A 22,264-nucleotide genomic window follows, 5' to 3' on the forward strand; every position below is an offset into this window, starting at 1 on the left:
ACAGTTTATTGCAACGCCTTTTGAGAAATTAATTAGAATTCAGGAGTCAGGGGTCAGGAGTCAGAATTCGTAGAGACGCGACATGTCGCGTCTCTACAGAATTCAGAAGTCAGAAGTCAGGAGTCAATCTTCAGGTTATAAACTAAGTTCGTACTATCTCAATGGAAGTTATGAGTGGGAATGCAGCAACACAAAATACTCCTATTCCTATCATGAGATGAATGAAAAATCTTTTCCCTGTTCCCCGCTTCCTGTTCTCTCCATTCAATCCAAAATATTCAAAAATCAATATGTTTATAAATTTTTATTTCCTACGAGGAATTTTTAAGCCTCGACGTTCTAGCATTTGTCTTACAGAAGGACTAGGCTTGTAGTTGTAGCCAAAAGATGAGTTTTGGGTGTCATCCATGACTTGAGGTGTTAGTAAAACAATTACTTCTTGGCGATCGCTTGTTTTATTTGTCTTTCTAAACAACGAACCCAATAGAGGGATATCGCCCAAAATTGGGACTTTAGAAACGCTTGTACGGTCTCTATCTCGGATAATTCCACTTAGAATGAGAGTCTGACCATCTCGCAGCCTAACTAAACCTGATTGAAGCGAGCGTTTAGAAACTAAAGTCACTAAGCCATTCCCTGTATTTACTTCACGTACAGGTGCGCTTACATTAGGGGCAACCGAAAGAGAAACAAAACCATTATCATCAATGCGTTCTATCTTTACACCAAGAGTTAAACCTACTTCTTCTTTACTCACTTCCTGTGTTTCCCTCGATCCACCAGAGGTGTCAGTTATGGTTATACTTGTCTGACCAACAACTTCCTCGGTTAAGTTTACCTGTGCTTGCTGACCTTCCTGAACAATTAAAGTAGGATCAGTCAAGATTTTTGCATTTCCACTTTGTACTTGGGCTTGTAAGGTTGCTAAGAAGCGTTTGGGATATTTAAATAGTCCTGGCACGCTAAATTCTACACTATCCTCAGCAATGTCTGTGACACCAGGTTGTAGCGGATTCTCATTAGTACCAAAATTAGGACGGGGATAGGTTCCAAGCGGTAACTGAGTGTTTCCAGTCTGACCACTGGGATTACCAAATTGCTGTGGTGTCCCAGTACCGAATGGCGCATTAGGCTGAGCATCTAAAAAAGGTTCAACTTCTACACCTTCTGGAAATGGGGCTCCAGTTATTGTAGGCGTTAGCCTACTATTAATTACTTCAGAATTATTGGGTGGATTAACACCACCAAAATTAACTACAGCAGCACCACCATCATTAGAAAAGAAATTATTCCCTACACCAAAAGAAAAACTACTGTTAAAATCTTTAATATTTGAGAGACTGACGTCAACAATCTTGACATTAACTACTACTTGACGACGACGAACATCAAGTTGAGTTAATTGCGTCATCGCCATTTCAATTAACCTTGGACTACCAATCAAAGTGACTGAATTTGTGCGTTCGTCTCCTAGTGCTTGCAAGCCTCTAAGTATAGGATTTGTGTATTTTGAGTCTTCAAGGGTTAAGCGTTCGATTTTAGTTTCTGTGGTTGTCTGTGTTTGAGTAATAGGAGTTCCACCACTACCTACAGGTACGGCGCTGACACTAGTAACCTGTCGTTCTCGACTTACTGCACTTTCTGCACCCATACCAACTAGAAAGTTTAACGCAACATCTACAGAAACTTGATTGAGTCTCATGTTGCGCATCACCACATCACGGGTGGAATTGGGTAGATTTGGACCCACAAAAATGGTTCGACCACTACGATTTCCTTCCAAACCACTCAAGCGCAAAACGTAGTTAAAAACATCCTGTACGGGCTCATTTTCAATATCCAAAGATATTGTTGGTCCTTCCACACCATTAGCTTGTGTTTGAGAATTTTCTTCTTTATCTGCTCCGGCTGTGGTGTAAGCCAAATTCATTCCGGCTGCACGGGCTAGTAGTGACAATACTTCACGTACTGGAGCATCCCGTAATACCAAACGAGGAACCCGTTCCTGAGTACCTAGATCGATGACGCTAGGAGAAGCATCAATATTCGAAATAGCAATATCTCCAACTGGTGGAGCAACAGCCCTGGGAAGAAATGGTGGAGCAGGTGTAGAGGGCTGACCTGGACCTGCTGGTTGAGCTGGAGTGGTGTTGATATCTACTTGAGGTTTAGGAGCAGTTACTCTAGAAGGAGGAGCAGGGGGAGCAGGAGTATTATTTGCAATTGGTCTGGGATTTGCAGATGGAGCAGATGCGGCTGCAGGAGAAGCTCCAAAATTCAGAGTCACACCATCTTTTTTACGGGCTATGGGTAGACTATTGGGAACATTTTCAGTACCAGTTACTAATACCCGAATGCTATTTGCATCGAGTTGATTAATCGTAACTAAAGCAATTCCTGGTGCAGGATTTTCCTGACTGAAGCTATCGCCTTCGGGTAACTTTAATTGAGTATTAATAACATCTGCAACTAAAACATTTCCTCTTTTAGTGGTAAATACCTGCGGACGCTTACTGGAGGATGTTTTTAACTTCAGGCTTATTCCATTATCAACTGGCTTTAAATTCACTCCAGTAATTCGAGCAGTTTGTCCCCAAACAGGTTGAGCTACAAGAAGTATAGTTGCGGCAGTACCTAAAATAATATTGTTACCGTGAAGCTGTTTCACAGTCCATTCCTCACTTAAAAAATAATAGGGTTAATCTGAATTAAAAAGTTTAAGTTGAAAAATTTTAATTAAAAATTTGAATTAAAAAAATTGGATTTTAAATCTTGAATTTAACTTGCTGAATTTAAAGCTGAATAAAAAATTGAGTTTAAAATTTTAGATTTTATTTTGACTTTAAAGTTTTAGATTTACCTTTAATACAAATCAGAAGAAATAGTAAATGAATAAAAATAGAAATTGTAAGTCTTTAATCATAATCATAATCATACCTAGGTTTGTAGTTGCGCTTTAGCGCACTCCCTAAGCACAACTGCAAACCAAAAATTCACCCACATATTACTTAACAAGGGTATTTGTATTTACTGCTCTGCTTCTGCGGCTTTCGCTGCTGCTGCAATTTCTTCTGGGTTCATGGGCATTAAGGCTTCTAGTAAAAAAGAGGTTTTGATTGGTGCACCACCTACCCTGGGTTTTACTTTTCCGTCCCTATCAACAGGATCGGATTCCAACACTGATTTATATTCTTTAACAATTAGTAATGGTTGTAAGCGCTCAATGTTACGAATAATAGATTGAGTTTGCTCATAAGTTCCTATTATTTCAATATTGGTAGTGCTGCTTTTTAACTTACCGTCTACCTCCGCACCGAGAGAACCATCAGTTATTGTTTGGGGTTGGTTTTCACCAGGTGCAAACTTTTGGAGTTTTGCCTTTATTGCATTGGTTGATAATTGAGAATTTCCTGCTTCCACCAATCGGTTTAAGTCTATAAGTAAAGTGTCAAGGGTTTTCTCATTTGCAAATACCGATAAAACCTGAATCTGTTGTTGCTTAGTTTGTGCTAATTCTTCTTTAACTTCATCAATGCTATCGATACTGGCTTTTTTATTCTCAATTTGTGTTTTTAGTTCGCTTTTTTGTGTTTGCTTTTCTTGAAATGTTTCCCAAGTTGGCATTAACAGGTTCATGAGCATGTAAGCTGCTCCTGCTAACCCTAATAAGCCAATCAAGATACCACCAACTTTTGGAGTTAGTGTCACCCCAAATACGACGGGATAATTAGAAGAATCATCTTCAAATCCTCCGCCTTGCTCTTCAATAAAGTTAAGATCTTCACTCAGTGTCATTTTTGCAGAATTCCTGTTCCTTGCAGACTACGTATCCTGGCTACTAGCCCAACTGTCCCTTTTTGTTCCAATTCACGCATCAATTCCGAAGCTGGAACATCACTTAAACTGGATTGAATTTCGTATCTAACTACCTTTGGTAATTTAATTAGTTCGCTATTCTCAGACTGACTAACTTCCGGAGGGATAGGAGCATCTACTAATTCCGCACTCAAAATTCTACTTTCTGAAGGTTTAAATAAGCGAGACTGTTGTAAGCTCAACAAAAAATCATTAACGTCATTAAACGATCGAGCATATCCACTTAACTTGACGGCTCCAGCTGAATTGGGTTTATTTCCATCTGTTTCTGCTGGTGGTGTTTGCTCAATATTTTCCAGTTGTACCCTTCCCGGAATGCGGTCGCGTAAATCTTGTAACATTGCAGACCAAGGACGGATCTGGTCGAATACCGTTACTAGGGCTTGATTTTCTCCCTTAATCTTGTCAGTCTCCGCTTTGATTTTATTTATGTCTCCTATTTCTGTTTCTAGCTGTTGATTTTCTGCTTCTAGCTCAGCTATTTCTGATTCTAGGCTGTTGTTTTGAGCACTTAAAATATACCAAGCACCACCAACAAACACAGGAAGACATGTTGCAACTGCGAGTCCGATAAATAAGGGTATTAACTCCCCGCCTGAAGTAGTACTTTTGACTTTACTTTCAGATTTTTTCCGATGGGATGGACGGTCTTGAAGAAAGTTGATATCTAGACTGTACATTGTGTGATGTCATACCCCTCTCATAGTGGCAAAGCTTTCGATAAATATTTTTGGTAAATATTCATTTATGAGTCCAGTAAAAAGTTAAGCAACAATTTGAACTCTTTAAACTTCCCGCATCCCCAAACCGAGCACAACCCCCAAGCCAGGACGTTGTACTGTACTATATTCGGATTCATCTAACTCTATTGATAGTGATTCTACGGGATCTATTTGAACTGTTGGTAAACTTAAACGCTGTGTAAAAAATTCATCCAAATCTTTTAATCCACCTCCCGGTCCAGCCAAAATGAGTTGTGCAACCTCTAAATTTTCACTTTGATTGAGGTAGAAATCGATAGAACGACGAAGTTCGTCGGTAATTTCTCCCAATACCCTGATCACAGATGCCATACCAGGATTTACTTCAGTTTGACCTGTTTTTCCCGCTTCCATTGGTGTAGTGGGAATAGTCATACTTTCAAGTAATTCCATATCTCTGGATGTAGGTAAACTCATTGCTTTTGATAAAGCTAATTGGAGTTGAAATGTCCCAATTGGTACAGTCCGTGAAAACTGGGGTACTCCATTCACTATGATTGCAATTTCGGTGCTATCAAATTCGATATCGACTAATACCACGGCTTCTTCCCGGTCAAATTGCCGTAATTGGTCCCTAATGGTTCGAATTAAAGCAAAGCTATTGATTTCCAGAATATCGACTTGTAAGCCAGCTTGTTCAAATGTATTGACATAGGTATCGGTAATTTCTTTACGGGTAGCAACTAAAAGTACCTGTACTTTTTCAATTCCATCTTCATCAACAAAATATCCAAGCTTTTGATAGTCAACATCAGCCTCTTCACGGGGATATGGCAAATACAAACTAGCCTCATGGTTGAGTACCATCTCTCGTAGTTCTTTATCATCCAACTCTGCTGGTACGGGTATTAATCGGATAATAGAGTCTCTCCCAGATACAGCAGTTGCGACGCGGGAAGCTTTAACTTTACTTTGAATCAATGCCTCCTGAATAATTTGTGCCATAGTCGGAGGATCGATGATTTGACCTTCTGTAAATACATCTTCCGGTACGCTTACAGATGTCAAAGCTTCTATTTTCAAACCTTGACGTTGTTTGCGTAACTGAACTAGATTTACTCTTTGAGGAGCAAGTTCAATTCCGACACCTTGATTAGATTTACTAAAGAAACTATTTAAACTTTTAATCACGGCTTTGTCCGCAGGACTTCTAAAAAAGAAAATGTAAATTGGATGAAAATGAGATGAAAATATAAATGATACTTGGAGGTCAAACCAACCTCTAACAACAATTCCAGATAAGTTGTCAATAAGTTTTAAAAAAACTAAATTCAACCTTAAATAGTCAACAGTTCGGCTTATAAATTCTTAAAATATATAACCAGAACGATTAACTGTTTGATTCCTTAAAAATGACAAAATCACTAAACAGGTATAATTGGGGTGAAGAATCTGCCTTGCCAAGAAAAAATTTATGGCTAGTTCAGACAGATAAAATAATCGGTATTTTGTACTTGTTTAGGCTTGTTTACTTTTGCAAAATTTAATTATGACTCGAAACGGGTCAAGTGTAAAAAAGTAAAATCAGGACTAAAAAGCCTATTAAAGCACAATAAAATCACAGCTAAATAGACAATAAAGCTACAAAATAATATTTAATTCAATTATTCAATCTTTTTCAAGAGAATTTCAAAAGCAAATTATTGCTAATTTCTTACAAGGCATTATTGTTTGAAGTTAGATATAAGATGACAAAAATATAGATATTCCTCCTACTCATATATTTGTAATTCAGACCAGCTTAATATTTTACAGGTAAGTATTTGCTGTAAATTAATTAACTAGTTAATCATTTATAACACCGATTCATTAAAACAGACAGTTATTAATAAAGTACCCAGTACTTATACGGAATTAACATAATTGACTAAAATTTTTAAATTTAAAATTTGTAAATTCTTCAAACTCACCTTTATTTAAGTTTGTTAAGGGTTGCTTTGGTATTTTTGTTGATGGTGAAAAAATATTTAAAAGCGTTGGCATTAGATATTATTCAACGCACTTACCCTGAAAGATAAAAATATATCAGCCGCAAATCGATCGACACTCAAACTTACCTACTTTAGAGTTGAGGAGATAGGTCATTAAAATACAGCAGTTCGCAAACCACTCTGTGAAGCAAATATTTAAGCTTACTATTGCTTCATTGTTGTTAATTACTTCGATTGGCGAAAAAATATCCCACTAAATACAGCGAACCACACAGAACTACTAAATCTTGACTTTGATCGCTTTCACTAAAAGCTGTATCTAAAGCTGAAAATAAATCTGTATGAACATTACAGGATTTCAATCGCGGACAAACTTCTGCTGCTAGTTTTGCTAAATTCTCAGGTTGGGCTGAACTATGGTCTGCAACAGGAAGCAGATACAGTTTATCTTCAGGTCGGAGTAATGCTTGAAAAACTTGGGTATGGTCTTTAGTAGAAAGCATTCCCATCACCCAAAAAATCGATTTAACCCCAAGTGTGTCAACATAATCTCGTAAAGCTTTCGCTGAAGCTGGGTTGTGAGCACCATCAACTAATAATCTTCGATCTGTGAATTTTTTATCTTTCCAAGTGGTCCATTGCATTCGTCCCAACCATTTAGTTTTTTCCATCCCAGCAATAATTGCTGATTCAGAAATCAACCAACCCTGGTTTTGCAATATTTCTACCGCAGCTAGGGCTAAGCTAGAATTTGTCAGTTGAATTGCTCCATGTAAAGACAAAGGATATTGAAGAGATTGATAATTTTTGATATCTTTTCCTTTACTTTGCGAGTAATGATACTCTGCCAGGGTTGGACTAATTTGATGAGCAATACAAGGGGAAATGATTGGACATTCCAACTCTTCAGCGCGCGATCGTACTACTGTTTCAGCATCTGCTGGTAATGGTGCCATAACAACGGGGCATTTATATTTGAGGATACCAGCCTTTTCTCTGGCAATATCACTAATTTTTGACCCGAGTACCTGCACATGGTCGAAACTAATCGAAGTAACAATTGTCACTAAAGGCTCTTCGCAGACGTTAGTTGCATCTAAACGTCCCCCCAAACCAACTTCCACAACAGCAACATCAACTTTCTGTTGAGCAAAATATAACCAAGCAGCAGCAGTTAAAACTTCAAATTGAGTTGGTGAAGAGTTCTCTGAATCATTCGCCCCGCGCGTTGCGTTCGCCCCGCGCGTTGCGTTCGCCCCGCGCGTTGTGATCGCAGCTTTAACTTCTAGTAATACTTGCTGTAATTCCTCGGTGCGAATGGGCTGTTCATCTAAGCAAATTCGTTCCGTCCAATCAATCAAATGAGGAGAGGTATAACGACCAGTACGATAACCTGCAGCAGTGAGAATAGAAGACAAATAAGCACATACCGAACCTTTACCATTAGTACCAGCAACATGAATTACTGGAACAGATTTGTGAGGATTACCAAGATTTTTTAAGAGCTGCAGAATTCTCTCAAGTCCAAGATTAACGCCAAAATGATTAAAAGGTGTTAGTAAAGAATCAATATCCACGAAAACCGTTTTTATTTTTAAGTTTATTTTTTTTAATTTATTAGGACTTACGCATTGACAGAATGAGGAAAATATGAAGTATGTATTTTAGGTATTAAACATCAATTTTCCGATACCTTTTATGCAATTACTTTAATTATGGAATTATTGACAATAGTCTGAAACAACGTATTTTCGTTCATTTAGAGTAGTAAATTTATACGATGTGTAAGTCCTATTTATATATAGCAAAACAGTGAATTACATCTAATCCATTACCAATTACCAATTACCAATTACCAATTACCAATTACCAAATACCCAAACCCCGATAAAAATAAAATCGACTGTTCTTTAGATAGAGATACAGTCGATAAAACCCAAGCGGGTTCAAGCTTGTTTTTTAAAAAATGAATTTAAGCTTCTCTATTTAAAAAAGTTTGAATTTGTACGAGTGCAGCTTTACCAATATTAAAAACTGCCCAACCAGCGGCAATCACAATTGGTGCTAAAACCACCGCTACGCGAAAATCAAGATCCATATCTATTACTTCCTCTTATTAAGCGACATTCAAGTATTGCGATCGAGCTTCATCTTATTGTTAGCCTAACTGAGTACTTTTTCCATAGCAAAATGTTAAGATTATTTACAATACCCAATATGATTTTATAACAAAAGGATCCAGTTATACATTATTAATCGCTTTGATCCTGCCTGTTTGCCAATTCTTAATCCCCAGTCGCCAGTCCCTAATCCCCATTCCTTGTAAAACCAAGATCCGTACCTTTACCAGCATGTACTAAGGCTAGTTTTTGATATTTTTCTGCGTGCTCGATTAAGTCAGCAGCTTCAGTAGAAGAAACTTGTCGTACAACTTTTCCAGGAACGCCAACAACTAATGAGTAAGGTGGCACATTTTTTGTTACCACAGCACCTGCGCCAATAATGCTACCAGTACCTACTCGTACTCCATCAAGAACTATAGCTCCAATTCCTATCAGGCTACCGCGTTCGATGTGAGCAGAGTGTATGACAGCGCGATGTCCAACAGTGACGTAATCTTCTAAGATAGTTGGTTTCCCAGGATCTCCATGTAATATTGCACCATCTTGAATATTAGTAAATTCACCAACTTCAATAATTTCAACATCTCCTCGGATAGTTGCTCCATACCAAATGCTAGCCCCGGATGCAATTTTCACCGAACCAACAACAACTGCGTTTTTAGCGACAAAGGTTGCTTGAGAAATGTCAGGAGAAAACCAGTAGGAAGGAAGAGACACGATAGAATAGAATTAAGGTACTCAGAAATACTGAAAGAATTCCAACCATAATAAGGCTGGTAGACTTTAAAAGGGTATCATAGCGTTATATTTGAATCCAATTTGAATCCAATTAAAATATCAAAATAGTGATTTTAAAATTAATGATTCTAAAGTTAGAATGATTCTAAAATTAGTGATTCTAAAATTCTTGATTCTCAAAATAGTCGTTAACTAAGTATCTCTTCGATTCCAAGTAAGAGTATCATTTTAAACCGAGATTCTGTATAGAAAATGAATATATTTTTACCCACTTCACAATGAAACCAGGTTTACAGTATCCAATATTCGGTCCCGAAATCAAGTGTCCCCACTGTCATCAAGCCATCCCGGCATTGACACTTACTGATACTTATTTGTGTCCTCGTCACGGAGCTTTTGAAGCAAACCCAGAAACTAAAGAATTGATTCATCTGCAGTCAGGTCGTCACTGGCGAAGATGGAATTCTAAATGGTTTCGACAACATACCCATCCTGATGGTATTCGGTTTGAAATTCATGAAGCTCTAGATAAACTTTATACCCAAGGGTACAGGGCTACAAAGGTAATTATTGCTACTCGATACCAGGAACTGATGAGTGGCTATTTGGAGCGCAGTAGCCCTTGGCGCTCGGGACAATCAGAGATTACTTCAGGGCGACTGTATGGCTTACCAGTTGATTTTAGTCCCGATCCCCAAGAAGAACCACGTTGGAATGTGATAAATTTTGACTTGGAGAAGGAACCAGGTGTGCCAGTACGTTACCCTTACTTCAAGTTGTTTGACTAGTTTTAATAATGATGAATGGGGGCAATAAGTTAAGATAGTAAATTTTAGTTTAGATAATGCATCACGCTTCTATTAAGACGGCTAACATTTATAAAGCGATCGCCTTTTACGAACAATTAGGGTTTGAAGTCTGCGAACGCTTCAGTACGGGCTATACCCTTGCTTGTTGGCTCGAAGGACTCGATAGCAGACTAGAGTTAATTGAAATTCCCAACCCTAAACCACCAGCAGATGCATTTGGAGACGAGCATTATGTCGGCTACTATCATCTATCTTTCGACCTTACCCAAAGCTTTCCCGACCTACCTAGCTGGTTGAATGATTTAAAAGAATGTTTTGCGAAAGGTGTAGAGAAAAATTCTCAATTATTAAAACCTTTAGTTGTACTTTTAGAACCAACACAGCAGCAAATTGGTAGTTGTATCTATGAAGTAGCTTTTATTGCTGATGCTGATGGGTTACCATTGGAATTCATCAGATTACTGAAAAAATGATTTAAAAGTAAGACAGCAAATCTAAGTTTTGATTTAAAGTGCTACCTAATAAAGCATGAAGGTAGTGCAATTACTATCGTTCAAGAATCAAAATCAATCAATAATCAAAACTTAGAGTATATAAAACCATGCAGCGTTAGCTCGAAAGTAATTTAATTTTTTCCCATTATTGGAATTTATATATTTGTAGTTTTTCCTGTATCACTACGGTTTATATAATTTTTTTGCGATCTAACAACTCATGAGCAATTGCCAAGCCAATTAAATGTTATAGAATTAGATTTTCCAAGATTGAATATTTTAAAGCTAAATATTTCCAAGCTAAATATTCAAAAAAATCAAAATCTTATAGTTTCAAAAAACTTCATTATCATCAGTGACAGAAAAGGTCAAAAAAACAGTATTAGATAATGGTCTTACTGTTCTAACAAAAGAAGTACATACTGCGCCAGTCGTAACTGTGCAAATTTGGTACAAAGTCGGTTCCCGTAATGAAGAACCTGGTGCAAGTGGAATTACACATCAGTTAGAACACATGATGTTTAAAGGTACTAAAAATCGTCCAATTCAGTTTGGGAAATTATTTAGTGCTTTAGGTAGTGACTCAAACGCATTTACTAGTTACGACATAACGGCATATTACAGCACAGCAGAACGGGATAAGTTAGAAGCCCTGTTAATTCTGGAAGCAGATAGAATGCAAAATGCACTCATGAGTGAAGAATCTCTAGCGAGTGAAAAAAAAGTTGTTATTTCTGAGTTGCAAGGCTATGAAAACGATCCGGAGTATCGTCTTGAGCGTTCAGTAATGCAGCAAGCATTCCCCAATCATCCCTATGGGTTACCGGTGGGTGGAACTGAAACCGACGTAGAAAAATTTACTATTGAACAAATACAAGATTATTATCACCGATACTATACTCCCAATAATGCAGTTTTGGTCATCGCAGGAGATTTTGATACCCCTAAAACTCTTAATTGCATTAGCGAAATATACGGTAAAATTCCTCAGTCTATAAATCAATATTATTGCAATAATAACCTAGGAAATAAAGAAGATTCTGCAGATAGTTCTGAGGATTTAATTTCTAAGAGTAATGAATCGCAACCAAATAAAATCCTATTACGTGAATCTGGAGCAACTGGATTATTAAAAGTTGTTTATCCTTTAGTAGATATTAATCATCCAGATGTGCCAGTTTTGGATGTTTTTGATTATATTTTGACTGAGGGTCGAAACTCACGTTTAGAGCAAACATTAATTGAAACCGGGATTGCTACAGATTTAGAAAGTACTGTAGTTAATTTAATCGATACAGGTTGGTATGAATTATTAATCACAGCAGATCCCGAACAAGATTTGAGTAAAATCGATTTTTTATTAACTGATACAATAGCCGAATTAGCAGATCGAGAAGCAACTCCACAAGAACTCAAACGAGCTAAAGCACAATTAGAAGCAGCAATAATTTTAGATAACCGTGATATTACTTCCCAAGCAATGCAACTAGCTAATGATGAGATAGTTGCTGGCGATTACAATTATATGGATTATTATCTGGAAGCAATTAAGCGAGTAACACCTGCTGATGTACAGCTAGTAGCACAAAAATATTTCCAGAAAAAACAAAGAACTGTAGGTTTTTTTGAACCAACTCAAACACAACTACAAAATAAAAATACAGGGAAACATAATACTCATAAATCAATAAAACTTACGGAGCAATTTTCTAAACAAAAAGTTGTCGAATTTGCAGATGTCGTCAAGTATTTACCTCCGTTAAATGGGGTAAATATTCCCCTCACCGATCGATTACCACAAGAATTTACCTTAAGAAATGGTTTGAAAGTCTTGCTTTTGGCTGATGATAGTACTCCAACTATTACCCTTGCAGGATATATCAAGGCTGGTTCGGAATTCGATCCAGAAAATATGTCAGGTTTAGCATCCTTAGTTGCAGAAAATCTAGTTAATGGAACAAAAACAAAGGACGCTTTAACTATTGCCAAAATACTAGATGATAACGGTGCTAGTCTTGATTTTCAAGCTTTCCGTGAAGGAGTGCAAATTCAAGGTGATAGCTTAGCTACTGACTCAGATATACTATTAAAAACCCTAGGGGACATACTTCAAAATCCAATTTTTCCCCAAAAAGAGTTGCAAATCAGTTGTCAACAAGTCTTGGTTGGCTTAAAGCAAGAATGCGATGAGCCAACTGAAGTAGCAAAGAAAACTTTTATTCAAGCCATTTACCCTAAGGAACACCCACTACATGCTTTTCCAACAATAAAAAGTTTGCAACAAATTCAACAAAAAGATGTAATTGAATTTAAGCAAAAACACTATCGTCCAGACCGAACAATATTAGTGGTGGTGGGAAAGTTTGTACCCGAGGAAATGCGATCGCTAATTGTTTCTACACTTGGTGATTGGAAAGCCGAAGGTGAAGCTCCGAAGGTAGAATATCCAGATATTTCAGCCCCACAGAAAATTATTTATTTAAATCCTGTAGTTCCTGGTAAAAGCCAATCCATTACATATATTGGTAATACAACTATCAAGCGTCAAGACCCTCAATATTACGCCGCAATAGTTTTGAATCAAATTTTGGGTGGTGATACCCTATCAAGTAGATTAGGAACAGAAATTCGTGATCGCCAAGGTCTAACTTATGGAATTTATAGTAGCTTTTTGGCGAGGAAAAACTTTGGGACTTTTTTGATCGAAATGCAAACTAATCCAGAAAATGTTAAAGATGCAATTGCAAAAAGTCTTCAAGTTCTCAAAGAAATTCACCAAAAAGGCGTAACACAAAAAGAGCTAGAAACAGCAAAACGTAATTCGATCGGTAACTATAATGTTTCCCTGGCTAACCCAGAAGAATTAGTCCATAGAATACTCAAAAATGAAATATACGGTTTAGACAAAGAAGAACTGCGCAATTACATCGAAAAAATTAACGCTGTCAATCTGACTGAAGTAAATCAGGCAGCACGAAACTTAATTCAGCCAGATAAAATTGTTATAGTCACTGCTGGAGCAGAAATCATTGAAGATTGATTTTCTAACCTCTGGCTACACTACTTTGCAAAATAGCTAACATTACTCATTTGAGTTTTAAGCTAGAAGCCCAGTGTCTTTAGACTTGGGTCGTTGACTACATACTAGAATCATTTATCACCAGTGTTCTGGCAAAATTCATTTCACCATGGCAAAATTAGGGCATTAGCACTTGGTATTACAGCTTCAAGCAAATCATAAAATAAGTTAACTTAAATATAGATATTGTTGCTTCATTCTTCGCAGAAGAATTACTGAAAAACCTAGCTGCAAAGCGTAATTAATTATTAGTTTCCCCATGAACATTCTTAGCAACCTGCTTTCTCAACCGACTCAAGATAGCCGTCCCAAGCGCCAACGTCGAGGAATAGAAATTAAATCACCACGAGAAATTGAAATTATGCGGCAGTCAGCGAAAATTGTCGCAACTGTACTCAAAGAGATTTCTGAGTTGGTAAAGCCAGGAATGACAACCGCTGATTTGGATGCTCATGCGGAAAAACGTATCCGAGAAATGGGTGCTACGCCTAGTTTCAAAGGTTATCATGGATTCCCCGCTTCCATTTGTTCCAGTATTAATAATGAAGTTGTACATGGTATCCCCAGCGCCAAAAAAGTAATTCGGTCTGGGGATGTTTTAAAAGTTGATACAGGTGCTTTTTTCCAAGGCTTTCATGGCGATTCCTGTATTACCATTGCTGTTGAAGAAGTAACTCCGGATGCAGCAAAATTGATTCGGGTTGCTGAAGAAGCCCTGTATAAAGGTATTGAGCAAGTTAAAGCTGGAAATTATTTAATGGATATTGCTGGTGCAATTGAAGATCATGTCAAAGGTAATGGCTTTGCAGTAGTAGAAGATTTTACTGGACATGGTGTAGGTAGAAATTTACATGAAGAACCTTCAGTGTTTAATTTCCGCACCCGCGAAATGCCTAATGTTAAGTTGCGTGCAGGGATGACACTAGCTATTGAACCAATTGTTAATGCTGGTTCAAAACATACACGTACTTTATCTGATCGCTGGACAGCAGTTACTGTGGATAAATCTCTTTCAGCACAGTTTGAGCATACTATTTTAGTTACACAAACTGGCTACGAAATTTTGACAGATAGAACAAAAATTTAGAATTAAAGAAATTTACTCAAAATTAATTAATTTTTGCCAGGCGAGCAACAGTGCTCGCCTTATTTGTTTTTCCTAGTAGTCCGCCATACTAATTTTGCTCATTAAGGTAAGGTTTGTAGTAGTGCTTTAGCACTTTAATCTCAGGATTTTGATGGTTTTGTGGACAAACCAACCTGTCATATTTAATGGGACAGACCACTAGCGATCGCAAATACATAATCTTAGTGAAGAATAAGAATGTGTACCCTATGTAACCCTAGGCACATTTATTTAAATCAAGCTAAAATTACGGCTGAATATGATTAATAAATCCTAAATACGACCAAGTTTTGTCTTTCGGTTGTAGAATATTGTGCATCTACAAATACTTATAAGCTTATATGTTAAGGGATTTTTATTCTGTAGAGAATCCTAAATAGTTGCGAATAAGATTCCCCTCTCTGGAACAATGATTCAGTAATACCAAAATTCTGTTTAGGTGAGGGGTGTGGGAATAAAGGGAAAAAAGAGAAGTTAAAAAGAAAGCTCATAACTTACTTATTCTTCCCCACACCCTCTAGACTTCCCTCTCCCTCAATTGATGATTGTCCTTAACTACTGAATTAAAGTTCTAGATGGTTGGGGTTCTTTGTTTATTAGGTAATTTAGTCAATGAATCAAGTTGATTTAGTTTTTACTCCAGCATTGGAGTTAGCAAAATTAATCCATTCTGGGGAAATTTCGCCACTGGAATTAACGGAAATATATGTAGAACGTATCCAGCTTTTAAATCCAACATTAGGAAGCTATGTAACAGTAATGGCTGAACAAGCAATTAAAACAGCCAAAATCAAAACAGATTTATTAAGAGATAAAAAAGATTTACCCCTATTGTTTGGTCTACCCATTCCCATCAAAGACCTAAATCCTCTTGCAGGTGTTTCCTGTAGTTTCGGTAATGCAGTATTACAGCAAAATAATATTCCTACATATGATGATGCTGTCGTTATTAAAATCAAAGAAGCTGGAATGATTCCCATCGGGAAAACTGCAACCTCAGAGTTAGGTTCGTTTCCTTATACTGAATCAACAGGTTTTCCTCCAGCAAGAAATCCATGGAATTTAGAATATACCCCTGGTGGTTCTAGTGGAGGTGCAGCAGCAGCAGTAGCTGCGGGATTAGCTCCCTTCGCCCATGGTTCTGATGGTGGTGGTTCGATACGGGGACCAGCAGCTTGTTGTGGAATAGTGGGAATTAAACCTTCCCGAGGTCGTGTATCTAATGCTCCAGGAGGCGATCGCTTTTGTGGTGTTGCAACAAATGGACCACTAGCAAGAACTGTCGCTGATGCAGCTGCGCTGCTAGATGTAATGTCCGGATATGTCAATGGCGATCCATATTGGTTACCCGAACCAGAATCATCATTTTTAGCAGCAACTCAGGTACAACCAGTTCAACTCAAAGTCGCTTTTGCAACAAATGTACCTCCCTTTGGCAAAGTTGATGCTAATTGCGAACTGGGGGTTTTGCGAACAGTTAAATTCTTAGAAGAACTAGGTCATATAGTAGAAGAAAAATGTCCTGATTTTAGCGAGCTAGTTCAACCCTTTCAAATTATTTGGCAAAGTGGAACTGCTGCTTCGGACATTCCAGTAAAAATTTTACAACCAATGAATCAGTGGTTGTTTCAGCAGAATTATTCTGCAACTGAATATCTTAATGCAGTATTCCAGATGCAAATTGCTGCACGTAAAATAATTAGCTTTTTCGATACAGTAGATGTTTTAGTATTACCAATTTATAGACATTCTCCCATTCGTGTGGGCGAGTGGTCTGATTTAAGCCCAGAAGAAACATTTGAGAAAATTGTTAATTGGGTGGCTCCCTGTCCTCCAGCCAATGCTACAGGTCAACCAGCGATCGCACTTCCTGTCGATCTTGACAGTAATGGTTTACCTATCGGAGTCCAATTAATAGGAAAACCTGCTGCAGAAACTACTTTGATTACTCTTGCTACACAACTTGAAATGGTTAACCCTTGGCTCAAACGTCGCCCAAAACTATGTGCAAGTGATAGCCAAACGATTGTGAAGTGATTAATATTGCAAACAATTATCGAATATACAAGTAAACAGGCAGACAACAAGTCTGCCTAATGTCGTTATGAGGAAAATTATGGAAAGCGATTGTCTAAATGGATGTGCTTGGTGGCTGTTCCTTCAACATTCGCTCTTCTAAATTACCATTGATATGATAAATATCTTGTTTCTCTTGATACCAAGTTTATATATAAATATAGTTACAAGTACGATTAAAATTAGAAGCACATTCAACAGTACACGTTAAGGGGGTCACAATCATCCCTTGATTAAGCAACGTTATAATAGGTCATTTTAGGACATAAAATAACCTAGGATCGGTTATTGATACTAATACTTATAGCCCTAAGTGCAAGTAAAAAGTTTACAAATCATAGATTTTAGCGCGTCTACGACGTTAGGATAGCGTTTCCGTTGGACAAACAAGATTTACCAATTTCCTAAACCTATTACATAGTTTGATATATCATTGCTTAAGCTTTAATCATTGCAGAACAATAATTATAAACTTTATTTTATACAATAAATGTAATGAAAATGCGATTATGTATCAAATAGTAAAAGTTAGTGTCAAACAACAATTATAACTTAGTATTAGTGATAATATTTGATAAATCATAATTATATCAAATTCTCTTTCTGAACAATTCAAATTTGAGATTCAATGATTGCTTTCGTAATCAAAAATAGCTTATTAAGACTTCTTATTTTTGTTCTAATTGACAAATAAAATCATTAACCCAAGAAATTAATTATTAACTTTAACTTTCTTGCGAACTCTGAAAATATTCACTCACATAAACAATATTTATTTTGTCCTTTTAATAAAAAATTGCCAAGAATTCTATCCTTGGCACTGATAGTAACTGTGCAAGATACTAATTATTAAAAATAAAAAATACTTCATGAATTACGATAATCGCCCTACAGTTCAAAAAATTTTAATAATTACTCTGATACTCAACTTATTTGTGATGTTCTTAAAGTTCGGAGTTGGTCTAATAACTGGTTCTCTGAGTTTAATTGCTGATGCATTGCATAGTGTCACAGATAGTGCCAACAATATTTTAGGGCTAGTTGCCAGTCATTTTTCTTCACCTTTACCAGATCGCAAGTATCCTTACGGGCATCAAAAATTTGAAGCATTAGGTGCATTAGGGATAGCTGGTTTTTTAGGAATAGTTTGTTTTGAAATTATTCAAGGTGCGATTGACAGAATTATTCATGGTAGTCAGCCGGTTAATATATCACCAGCACAATTATGGATTTTACTAATTGTATTAGGAATTAACATCTTTGTGGCATTTTACGAACGTAATGTTGGGAAACGAGTTGGTAGTCCAATTTTAATTGCAGATGCCAAGCACACAATGAGTGATATTTGGGTAACAATTACAGTTATTGCTGGTTTAATTGGCGTTTGGTTGGGTTATCAATGGTTAGATATAGTTTTAGCTTTTCCTGTAGCGATATTAGTTTTCTACAGTGCTTGGTCGGTTTTAAAAGATAATTTGCCTTGGTTAGCAGATGAAATGGCGATCGCACCAGAAGATATTTACGCCATAGTCCTTTCTGTTCCTGGAGTCATCAATTGTCACGATATTGCTTCTCGTGGAGTGCTTGGTCGTCAAACATTTATTGAAATGCATTTAATTGTGGATGCAAAAGATGTAGAGACAGCACATCGCGTAACAGAAGAAGTTGAATCCCTTTTGGAAGAACGTTTTCGACCAGTACGAATTTTAATTCACGTTGAACCACAAAGCTATAAAACGAACAATATTACTTTTGGTGATTTGTAACTGAACTTTATACTAAAAAATAAGTGTTTGCATACCAATACTACTCTAATTAACGACACGATATACTTTTGGCAGTTTTAAATGCTACTGATTGAGGGTATGACTAGTTAATCAGGGCAATTTTCGTGATGCTAACATTAAGCCGTCTTAGTCTAAAGTTCAAATAAATAGAAAATTTATTAAACAAAGAGAAAAAATTTATACGAGAGATTAGTCAAGTAGTATACTTAAATTTGTTGGTAAGTATTAGTAAAAATATAGTAAATAGTTATAGGACTTACGCAAAATGAACGTATTTCCGTCATTACGAGCGACAGCGTTAGAGCGCAGCAAAGCTGAACGCAAAGCGCGTCCTCAGTAATCGCCAAAAACTCTGAGATTGCTTCCCTACACTGCGTTCCGGTCGCAATGACAAATCTATGTCCTACGGACACGCTGCGCTATCGTTGCGTAAGTCCTGAGTTACTCTGGAATTTTTTCTACTAGTACTTTAATTTTTCATTTTCAATAGAGGTTCTATGAATACCCCCACGGACTTCGAATTTGATTTTAATGGAACAGAACGTTTGCAGTTCTTGGAGGAATTGAATGCTTTATATTCCGAGTTAGGCGATGACAGTCAATGTCAAACTCCTGATAATAATCCAGCTTCACGTCTTTTCGCCAAACTCAATCAAGAAATAGCGGAATTTGCTAAGTATCCTACAATTGAAAAACTTTCCGAAAGCTACTCTATAAATTCTGGCAGAACTGCACCCAAAAAATCCCAAGAAATCAGCCAAGATCACAAATTTTATTGGATTAAGCTTCCTATCACTTTATTTCCATCCTCTAATTGGTATTTCAACAAACTGGAGTGTCTAGTTGAATTTAGTTCAGAATTTTCAGAGGCACACTTGCAACCCAAAGTGCATAGCATCTTTCCAGAACGCAAATTTCAACAACTATTTAAAGCCAACGGCAATATAGAAATAAGCATAGGAGGAAATATGGAATTTGAAGCTAATACTGGACAGTTAAATCTACAAGCTGGAGAAGCACAAGTTACGACTAATGCTGGTGCAAAAGCGAAGCTAGGAAGTAATTTTGGACTAATTTCAGAGTTTTCTCCTTGTTCCTTAAAGGCAGACCAAATAGACCATACTGATCCCGGTGATTCCCAAGTATTTTGGCGTATTAATGGTGCAGAATTCTTTCAAGAAGACAAACCCAATTTGATGGTAATCCTACAGATACCAAAATCAGTCCAGCAAGTTAAGATTGATGCTGCACTTCAAGCTTACCATCGTCCCAATTTCTGGACTACCGTGATGGGAAATTTAGGCGATTTAATGCGTTTTCTTTCTAACAAAGGCAGAACTTTCTATGAAAAAGGTGCTCCCATTAAAGATATTACAACATGGGATATAAGTCCTAATTTATAATAATTTATCTTGAAATAATTAATTCTGATTATTGAGGGTAGGCGATACAAGCCACCTTCAAAATATAAAAAATAACGTAGATGTCAACAATGGAAATGATTAATTAAAAATGAGCAGTGATAAATATATTGAGTGCGAAATAATAGTGGAAAGTTATGACACAGTTCGTTTTCGCAACAAAGATACAGGTGCTGAATTTTCAGGAAAGTTAGACCTAGCTCCTAGGTGTAGAGAAATTGCTAGATTTGAAAACTTACTGCGTGCAAATCAGCTAAAGAGCCGTAAAGCTTTTGAAGAATTTGGCACACTTTTGTATCGATGCTTATTCAATGACGGTGTTGACGATGCCTTTAAGAATATTCTCAAAGACATTCGAGAATCTAAGAGAACCGAAAATCCTAATCGATACAGACTTCAACTAACTTTCCGTCCAGAAGTTAATGAGTTAGCTGGTATACCTTGGGAATTTCTTTATTATCCCAATAGTGAAACTATAAAAGGTCGTTTTCTTGCTGATGAACCAAATCTAGTTATATCTCGCTACATTCCCAGTGAATTAGAACGAGTTGATCTTAATATTACAGGAGATTCGTTAAAAATTTTAGTTGTCACCTCTGAACCAGAAGATAGGGATAAAGTATTACCACACCTGACTATAGAAACAATTAATAATCTTAGAAATAATTATTTAGTGTACTTGGAAATATTGGAAAATAAAAAAATAGAAGAAGTTCAGGGAAAAATAAATGATATTAAACCTCACATTTTTCACTATATTGGACATGGAGAATTTGATTCGCAAGAACAAGTAGGATCAATCGCTCTTGTTGACACTAATAAAAAGGCAGAGTGGATTGATGATAATACGTTTGGAGAATTTTTTCGTAATTTTAAGCCCCGTTTAGTTATACTTCAAGCGTGTCAGGGTGGTGAAGTCGATTTTACTGCAAACTATGCGGGTTTAGCTCCACAATTAACTCGCAATGAAATTCCAGCTGTTATCGCCATGCAATATCCAGTAAATAACGTAGTTGCTTCATTGTTTAGTGAAGCATTTTATGAAGCATTAGCAAAGGGTGAGTCAGTTGATGCTGCGATGCAGCAAGGTCGCGGAAAAATTGTACGCGATGACCCTTCTAACCGCGATAAGGCTTCTCACTTAGAATTTTATTCTAATCGAAATTTTGGAACTCCTGTTTTGTATATGAGTGCGCGTGATGGCCGTATTATGCCACGACCCAAACCTAAGAAATTTGATATTGAGGTTTTAAGAAGTTCTACAGACAAATTAGAGGAAGCTATTAACATTCTTTTTAACTCAGAAGAGCTAAAAGACCTTATTTTTTGTCTGGATATCAATTATCAGGAACTTAATGGCAAAACCCCACAAGCGAAGATAAAAGCATTAATTGATCAGTTGAAAGAATCTAATGAGCTTGAAAGGTTAATCGGAGGAATTAAGGAATTCAAACCTGATGCTTTTACTCAAAATAAATAATTAAAATTTTTGTTAGTTGAATATATGAATTTCATTAATTAGAGTCTTTGAACTCTTTCAAAAGTTCTTGCAACCTACGGAGTTCTTTTAAATCTTCTGAAAAAGAATCTATGATATTTCTAATTTTATCATTTCTTGAGTTAACTGCGCTCAATTCTCCGTATTTTACATTTTTGATGCCACGTTCTTTCATGAAAGCTACAAAGGATGGAAGTTTTTGAGGATATTTCTTAAAATATTTCTTAAAATCATCGAGTAATTCTTTCTTTCTCAGGAATCGGCTCGTTTTTTGTTCTTGTGAGTTTTCTGGAAAGGTGATATTTTGCGAATTTGTTTCTGGTACTGCGTGTTGTTCTTCTTGTTGTTGTGTTGGTAACACAGGCGATAAACTATTCTGCTCAATAGGCTTGAGCGACAGTACATAGCCTCCAGAATCGTCTAAAGTTGCTAACCAGGCTTTGCCAATGATATCGTTTGGAATTTTAATAAAAAACTCTTGGTTACTACTCAAAATAGCAGCACCTCTTAACCAGGAATAAACTATATCAATTAAAAATTTTAAC

16 protein-coding genes are annotated in these 22,264 nt (G+C 36.7%); 8 read left to right on the forward strand and 8 right to left on the reverse strand.

The genetic code is table 11. The features are described from left to right. Positions 1-304: 304 nt before the first annotated feature. The 7 genes from QNJ50_RS13595 to QNJ50_RS13625 form a co-directional block, all read right to left on the reverse strand. Complete coding sequence (locus QNJ50_RS13595; RefSeq protein ID WP_300636018.1) at positions 305-2,668, reverse strand: type IV pilus secretin family protein; 2,364 nt, start codon at positions 2,666-2,668, stop codon at positions 305-307. Positions 2,669-3,027: 359 nt separating this feature from the next. Then, positions 3,028-3,795 (reverse strand): pilus assembly protein PilO, encoded by a 768-nt coding sequence (locus QNJ50_RS13600; RefSeq protein WP_300636020.1) that lies wholly within the window; start codon positions 3,793-3,795, stop codon positions 3,028-3,030. Continuing rightward, positions 3,792-4,556 (reverse strand): PilN domain-containing protein, encoded by a 765-nt coding sequence (locus tag QNJ50_RS13605; RefSeq protein ID WP_300636022.1) that lies wholly within the window; start codon positions 4,554-4,556, stop codon positions 3,792-3,794. Before QNJ50_RS13605 ends, QNJ50_RS13600 begins: the two co-directional genes overlap by 4 nt. A gap of 105 nt (positions 4,557-4,661) precedes the next feature. Beyond that, the gene (locus tag QNJ50_RS13610) at positions 4,662-5,768 is read right to left on the reverse strand and encodes a type IV pilus biogenesis protein PilM (protein WP_300636024.1); all 1,107 of its coding nucleotides are present in this window, start codon (positions 5,766-5,768) and stop codon (positions 4,662-4,664) included. A 1,021-nt stretch (positions 5,769-6,789) separates the two neighbouring features. Next, on the reverse strand, positions 6,790-8,145 hold the full coding sequence (locus QNJ50_RS13615) for a folylpolyglutamate synthase/dihydrofolate synthase family protein (protein WP_300636026.1): 1,356 nt from the start codon (positions 8,143-8,145) through the stop codon (positions 6,790-6,792). 395 nt (positions 8,146-8,540) lie between these two features. Next, complete coding sequence (locus tag QNJ50_RS13620; RefSeq protein ID WP_027842249.1) at positions 8,541-8,666, reverse strand: photosystem II protein Y; 126 nt, start codon at positions 8,664-8,666, stop codon at positions 8,541-8,543. Positions 8,667-8,874: 208 nt separating this feature from the next. After that, positions 8,875-9,408 (reverse strand): gamma carbonic anhydrase family protein, encoded by a 534-nt coding sequence (locus QNJ50_RS13625; RefSeq protein ID WP_300636030.1) that lies wholly within the window; start codon positions 9,406-9,408, stop codon positions 8,875-8,877. A gap of 299 nt (positions 9,409-9,707) precedes the next feature. Between QNJ50_RS13625 and QNJ50_RS13630 the strand changes: the two genes are divergently transcribed. The 8 genes from QNJ50_RS13630 to QNJ50_RS13665 all read left to right on the forward strand — a co-directional run bounded on the left by QNJ50_RS13630 (position 9,708) and on the right by QNJ50_RS13665 (position 21,701). After that, positions 9,708-10,217, forward strand: coding sequence for a TIGR02652 family protein (locus QNJ50_RS13630; RefSeq protein ID WP_300636032.1), 510 nt, complete (start codon positions 9,708-9,710; stop codon positions 10,215-10,217). A 56-nt stretch (positions 10,218-10,273) separates the two neighbouring features. Next, a complete protein-coding gene (locus tag QNJ50_RS13635) occupies positions 10,274-10,711 on the forward strand; it encodes a VOC family protein (protein ID WP_300636034.1) in 438 nt (145 codons plus the stop codon). A 376-nt stretch (positions 10,712-11,087) separates the two neighbouring features. Next, positions 11,088-13,772: a pitrilysin family protein gene (locus QNJ50_RS13640; protein ID WP_300636036.1), complete on the forward strand. Its 2,685-nt coding sequence runs from the start codon at positions 11,088-11,090 to the stop codon at positions 13,770-13,772. 298 nt (positions 13,773-14,070) lie between these two features. Next, positions 14,071-14,898 carry a type I methionyl aminopeptidase gene (map, locus tag QNJ50_RS13645; protein ID WP_300636038.1) on the forward strand — a complete coding sequence of 276 codons (828 nt, stop codon included), beginning with the start codon at positions 14,071-14,073 and terminating at the stop codon, positions 14,896-14,898. Between the two features lie 651 nt (positions 14,899-15,549). Next, positions 15,550-16,974, forward strand: coding sequence for an amidase (locus QNJ50_RS13650; protein ID WP_300636040.1), 1,425 nt, complete (start codon positions 15,550-15,552; stop codon positions 16,972-16,974). Positions 16,975-17,882: 908 nt separating this feature from the next. Then, the gene (locus QNJ50_RS13655; protein ID WP_300636042.1) at positions 17,883-18,779 is read left to right on the forward strand and encodes a cation diffusion facilitator family transporter; all 897 of its coding nucleotides are present in this window, start codon (positions 17,883-17,885) and stop codon (positions 18,777-18,779) included. A 518-nt stretch (positions 18,780-19,297) separates the two neighbouring features. Further along, positions 19,298-20,203, forward strand: coding sequence for a hypothetical protein (locus QNJ50_RS13660; protein WP_300636044.1), 906 nt, complete (start codon positions 19,298-19,300; stop codon positions 20,201-20,203). Between the two features lie 109 nt (positions 20,204-20,312). Beyond that, complete coding sequence (locus tag QNJ50_RS13665) at positions 20,313-21,701, forward strand: CHAT domain-containing protein (RefSeq protein ID WP_300636046.1); 1,389 nt, start codon at positions 20,313-20,315, stop codon at positions 21,699-21,701. Positions 21,702-21,735: 34 nt separating this feature from the next. On the opposite strand, the gene QNJ50_RS13670 is transcribed toward QNJ50_RS13665, so the two are convergent. Next, a complete protein-coding gene (locus tag QNJ50_RS13670) occupies positions 21,736-22,212 on the reverse strand; it encodes a hypothetical protein (protein WP_300636048.1) in 477 nt (158 codons plus the stop codon). Positions 22,213-22,264: the final 52 nt, after the last annotated feature.

Origin of the sequence: Mastigocoleus sp. MO_188.B34 (genome assembly GCF_030065675.1) — a bacterium.
Lineage (GTDB): Bacteria > Cyanobacteriota > Cyanobacteriia > Cyanobacteriales > Nostocaceae > Mastigocoleus.

What these genes read in the sequence shown, in the direction of transcription:
- QNJ50_RS13600 (WP_300636020.1), bottom strand. Translation starts at nt 3,795, where the DNA reads ATGACACTGAGTGAAGATCTTAACTTTATTGAAGAGCAAGGCGGAGGA.
- QNJ50_RS13605 (WP_300636022.1), bottom strand. Translation starts at nt 4,556, where the DNA reads ATGTACAGTCTAGATATCAACTTTCTTCAAGACCGTCCATCCCATCGG.
- QNJ50_RS13620 (WP_027842249.1), bottom strand. Translation starts at nt 8,666, where the DNA reads ATGGATCTTGATTTTCGCGTAGCGGTGGTTTTAGCACCAATTGTGATT.
- QNJ50_RS13630 (WP_300636032.1), top strand. Translation starts at nt 9,708, where the DNA reads ATGAAACCAGGTTTACAGTATCCAATATTCGGTCCCGAAATCAAGTGT.
- QNJ50_RS13635 (WP_300636034.1), top strand. Translation starts at nt 10,274, where the DNA reads ATGCATCACGCTTCTATTAAGACGGCTAACATTTATAAAGCGATCGCC.
- map (WP_300636038.1), top strand. Translation starts at nt 14,071, where the DNA reads ATGAACATTCTTAGCAACCTGCTTTCTCAACCGACTCAAGATAGCCGT.
- QNJ50_RS13650 (WP_300636040.1), top strand. Translation starts at nt 15,550, where the DNA reads ATGAATCAAGTTGATTTAGTTTTTACTCCAGCATTGGAGTTAGCAAAA.
- QNJ50_RS13655 (WP_300636042.1), top strand. Translation starts at nt 17,883, where the DNA reads ATGAATTACGATAATCGCCCTACAGTTCAAAAAATTTTAATAATTACT.
- QNJ50_RS13660 (WP_300636044.1), top strand. Translation starts at nt 19,298, where the DNA reads ATGAATACCCCCACGGACTTCGAATTTGATTTTAATGGAACAGAACGT.
- QNJ50_RS13665 (WP_300636046.1), top strand. Translation starts at nt 20,313, where the DNA reads ATGAGCAGTGATAAATATATTGAGTGCGAAATAATAGTGGAAAGTTAT.